We start from the raw sequence: 3611 nt of genomic DNA, 5'->3' as shown, positions 1-3611 counted from the left end.
GGCATGACGGTGGACGACGCGGCTACAGGCCCTGCCGACACGTCCGCGGGGCTGGCGATCGTGGGCGAGGAGGCGAGCGCGGGCGCGGTCGGAGTGGGTGAGAGCGAAGCGGGAAGGGCGGCACGCGCGGCTGAGCGGGCAACCTCGACCGCCTCCATCACCGCCGTCACCCCGCCACCTCCGCCCGTGCCATCCGCCCGAACCGGGCATAGAACAACTGTACGACCGACCACTGACATTCACCCCTGACCAGCACAAACGCGACACCTGAGGCGCGACCCGAGGTCACCGACGGCGGGTCATGACGACTCCCCAGCCCCGTACCGCGCCACCAGCTCGGCGCCGAGGGCGGCCAGCTCGGCCCGGACGGACGCCGGCTCGAGCACCTCGACGGACGCCCCGAACCCGGCGAGGTGCTCGGCGACCGAGCGCGCGGTGTGCGAGGCGACCTCGACGCGGGCGCGGCCGTCGTCGGCGAGGCCCAGGTCCGTGACGTGCCGGCCGAGCTGCCCGCGCAGCACGGAGACCAGGAAGGGCGCGCAGAGCACGGTGGCCGAGACCCGCGACCGGCGCTCCTCGATGTCGTCCACGACGGACGACCAGATCCCCGCGACGTCGAGGTCGTCGGGCCGCTCCGCGGAGGTCTCGAGGACGGTCAGCGAGCGCACGCGGTCGAGCCGGAAGGTCCGCCGCCCGGCGGGCGTGCCGGCGACGAGGTACCAGACCGACCCCTTGTCGACGAGCGCCCAGGGTCCACGGTCCGCGCCGACGACCCGCCGGAGTACACCAGCGACACCTGCCGACGGCGGACGACCGCGTCCTGGAGCTCGTCGACCCACCGCGGTCGCTCGCGGGCGGCCGCGCCCCACCCGACCGGGTCCACCAGCACGGCTCGACCCGCGGCCTCGGCGTCGGCCCGGAAGGTGGCCGGCAGCGCGCGGACGAGCTTGCGCAGGGCGGACGCGGCGGAGGCGGAGCGGTCGGCGACGGGGCCGAGCAGCAGGAACAGGGCCTGCGCCTCCGACGACGTCAGCCCCGTGAGGTCCGTCCGCGCGCCGCCGACCAGCGACCACCCGCCGCCGCGGCCCGGCTGCGGGTAGACGGGGATGCCGGCGGTCGACAGCGCGGAGAGGTCGCGCCGCGCGGTCGCCACGGACACCTCGAGCTCGGCGGCGACCTCGGCGGCCGTGACCCGCCCGCGCGACTGCATCAGCAGGAGGGTGGCCACCAACCGGTCCGCGCGCACCCCAGAACACTCTCAGACAAAGTGATCAGGAGGTGAGCACTTCAACCGGAAGGGTGAGACACATGACCACGACACAGCACACCTTCCGCGGCCTCGCCAACGTCTCGATCTTCGCCGACGACCTCGACGCCGCCCGCTCCTGGTACACGGACCTGCTCGGCCTCGAGCCGTACTTCGTCCGCGACGGCTACGTCGAGTTCCGCCTCGGCGACCACCACGACGAGCTCGGCATCGTCGACCGCCGCTTCGCACCGGCATCCGGCGGCCCGTCGGGCGCGATCGTCTACTGGCACGTCGACCACCTCGACGGCACGTGGCAGCGCCTCCTCGCGCTGGGCGCCACCGCGCTGGACGGCCCGCGCGAGCGGGGTCACGGCTTCGCGACCGCGTCGGCGGTGGACCCCTTCGGCAACGTGGTCGGCGTGATGACCAACCCGAACTGGGCCGAGCGCGCCGCCATGTAGTGCGCCCGCAGCTCCGGGGACAGCCGCTCCAGCGAGTACCGCAGGGCGGTCCGGGGCAGGGTGGCGGCGTGCTCGTCGAGGAACGCGAGCAGCCGCGCCTCGTCCTTCTTGCCCGCTTCCCGCAGCAGCCACCCGACGGCCTTGTGCATGAGGTCGTGCTGGTCGCCCTCCAGCAGCGCAGCCAGCGCGAACGTGTCGTCGAGCGACCCGGCACGGACCAGCGCCAGGGTCGCGACGACGGCGATGCGCCGCTCCCAGAGCGACTCCGACCCGGCGAGCCGGTAGAGCACGTCCACCGGGGTTCCGGACAGCACCGCGCGACCGAGGACGTCGGGGGCGCTGGCGTCGACGAGGTCCCAGTTGTTCACGCGGTCGGTCCGCCGCAGGTAGAGGTCGAGCAGCCCCCGGCGGCGCGGCTCGGTGGTCCGCCGCGCCGCGCACTCGAGCGCCATCACCTTGAGCGCGAGCAGCCGCACCTCGTGCCGCTCGTCCTCGAGCAGCTCCTCCAGGGAGTCGACCGGGAGCCCGAGCGCCGACCGGGCCACCCCGACCACCTGCGGCACGGTCAGCCCGAGGAAGACGTCCCCCTCGCCGTACTCGCCGGCGCCGGTCTTGAAGAACCGCGCCATCCCCGCGGCACGCTCGGGGTCCGCGAGCGCCACGAGCCGGTCCACCACGGGCAAGCTCATGCCACGCCCAGCGTCCCGACGAGCGTGGTGCCGCCAGTCTCGTCGTCGCTGACCACGCGCACCGACAGGCCGGCGTCCTCGAACGCCGCCGACGCCGCGGGCACCTGCGCCTCGCTGGTCTCCACCAGCAGGTGCCCGCCGGGTCGCAGCCACCGCGGTGCGACCGCGGCCACGCGGCGCAGCACGTCGAGGCCGTCGGGGCCGCCGTCGGCGGTCACCAGCGGCTCGTGCAGCCGCGCCTCGGGCGGCATCGTCCCGATGGCGTCGGTCGGCACGTACGGCACGTTGGCGACGAGCAGGTCCACCCGCCCGCGCAGCGCCGCCGGGAGCGGCTGGTCGAGGTCACCCTCGAACACCTCGCCGCCGACCGTCCCCACGTTGCGCCGCGCGCACCGGACCGCCGCCGGCTCGATGTCCGCGGCGTACAGCTCGACGGGGACGAGGTGTGCGAGCGCGACCCCCAGCGCCCCGGAGCCACAGCAGAGGTCCACCACCACGGCACGACGCGAAGGCGCCAGCCGGGCCGCCTCCCGGACGAGCAGCTCGGTGCGGCGGCGCGGCACGAACACCCCGGGGTCGATCTCGATCCGCAGCCCGCAGAACTCCGCCCACCCGACGACGACCTCGAGCGGCTCCCCGGCGACCCGCCGCGCGACCAGCGAGGCCACGTCGTCGGCGCCCGTCGCGAGCAGGATCGACGCCTCGTCCTCCGCGAACACGCACCCGGCGGCCCGCAGCGTCGCGGTGATCTCGGCGTGGGTCGGCGTCACCCGGGCACGCTACTCCGCGGTGATCCGCAGGATGACGCGGTTGTCGGAGTCCTTGCGGCCCAGCTTCTCGATGCCCATCATCACGCGGTACTCCAGGCCGTACTTCTCCTGCATGACCGCGTTGCACCGCTCCCGGGCGGCGTCGTCGTCGAGCACCTCGGCCACCCCGGTCAGGACGGGGGCGTCGTCGTCGACCTTCCCGAACCGGCTGCTGGGCGTCAGCTCGACGCGGGCGTCGTGGCGCAGACGCTTGACCTTGCCGCTGCCCCGCGGCGTGGTGACCAGGAGCGCGTCGCCGTCCTGACCCACCCACACGGTCGTCGGGACCCCGACCCCGGACTTGCGGTACGTGGTCAGGGAGATGAACCCCTCGTCGGCGAGGGCGTCGAAAGTCGTCATGCGCGATGGTCACCCACGCACGAGACGGCCGCACCCCGTGGAG

The 3611-nt window shown here is 74.4% G+C and carries 5 protein-coding genes and 2 pseudogenes; 1 reads left to right on the top strand and 6 read right to left on the bottom strand.

Features of this window, described 5'->3' with window-relative positions; translation table 11 throughout:
* Positions 1-299 precede the first annotated feature (299 nt).
* The 3 genes and pseudogenes from ACXJKG_RS20115 to ACXJKG_RS20105 form a co-directional block, all read right to left on the bottom strand.
* Positions 300-668, bottom strand: coding sequence for a helix-turn-helix transcriptional regulator (locus ACXJKG_RS20115; RefSeq protein ID WP_456847494.1), 369 nt, complete (start codon positions 666-668; stop codon positions 300-302).
* Between the two features lie 30 nt (positions 669-698).
* Positions 699-839, bottom strand: a pseudogene (locus tag ACXJKG_RS20110) (hypothetical protein); the annotation flags it as partial.
* Positions 840-1138: 299 nt separating this feature from the next.
* Positions 1139-1210 (bottom strand): annotated as a pseudogene (locus tag ACXJKG_RS20105) (hypothetical protein); the annotation flags it as partial.
* Positions 1211-1308: 98 nt separating this feature from the next.
* On the opposite strand from ACXJKG_RS20105, the gene ACXJKG_RS20100 reads away from it, so the two are divergent.
* On the top strand, positions 1309-1710 hold the full coding sequence (locus ACXJKG_RS20100; RefSeq protein WP_456847493.1) for a VOC family protein: 402 nt from the start codon (positions 1309-1311) through the stop codon (positions 1708-1710).
* On the opposite strand, the gene ACXJKG_RS20095 is transcribed toward ACXJKG_RS20100, so the two are convergent.
* The 3 genes from ACXJKG_RS20095 to ACXJKG_RS20085 are packed head-to-tail and all read right to left on the bottom strand — an operon-like array spanning position 1617 to position 3568.
* Positions 1617-2399 carry a DNA alkylation repair protein gene (locus ACXJKG_RS20095; protein WP_456847492.1) on the bottom strand — a complete coding sequence of 261 codons (783 nt, stop codon included), beginning with the start codon at positions 2397-2399 and terminating at the stop codon, positions 1617-1619. The two genes, ACXJKG_RS20100 and ACXJKG_RS20095, sit on opposite strands and share 94 nt — an antisense overlap.
* On the bottom strand, positions 2396-3169 hold the full coding sequence (locus tag ACXJKG_RS20090; RefSeq protein ID WP_456847491.1) for a putative protein N(5)-glutamine methyltransferase: 774 nt from the start codon (positions 3167-3169) through the stop codon (positions 2396-2398). The genes ACXJKG_RS20095 and ACXJKG_RS20090 overlap by 4 nt, the downstream gene beginning before the upstream one ends.
* 9 nt (positions 3170-3178) lie before the next feature.
* Positions 3179-3568, bottom strand: a complete 390-nt coding sequence (locus ACXJKG_RS20085; RefSeq protein ID WP_456847490.1) for a PPOX class F420-dependent oxidoreductase — start codon at positions 3566-3568, stop codon at positions 3179-3181.
* Positions 3569-3611: the final 43 nt, after the last annotated feature.

Source organism: Cellulomonas sp. P5_C6 (assembly GCF_054049635.1).
Note: the sequence above shows the minus strand (reverse complement) of the source record. Positions and strands in the feature narration are given on the sequence as shown.

What these genes read in the sequence shown, in the direction of transcription:
- ACXJKG_RS20085 (WP_456847490.1), bottom strand. Translation starts at nt 3,568, where the DNA reads ATGACGACTTTCGACGCCCTCGCCGACGAGGGGTTCATCTCCCTGACC.
- ACXJKG_RS20100 (WP_456847493.1), top strand. Translation starts at nt 1,309, where the DNA reads ATGACCACGACACAGCACACCTTCCGCGGCCTCGCCAACGTCTCGATC.
- ACXJKG_RS20095 (WP_456847492.1), bottom strand. Translation starts at nt 2,399, where the DNA reads ATGAGCTTGCCCGTGGTGGACCGGCTCGTGGCGCTCGCGGACCCCGAG.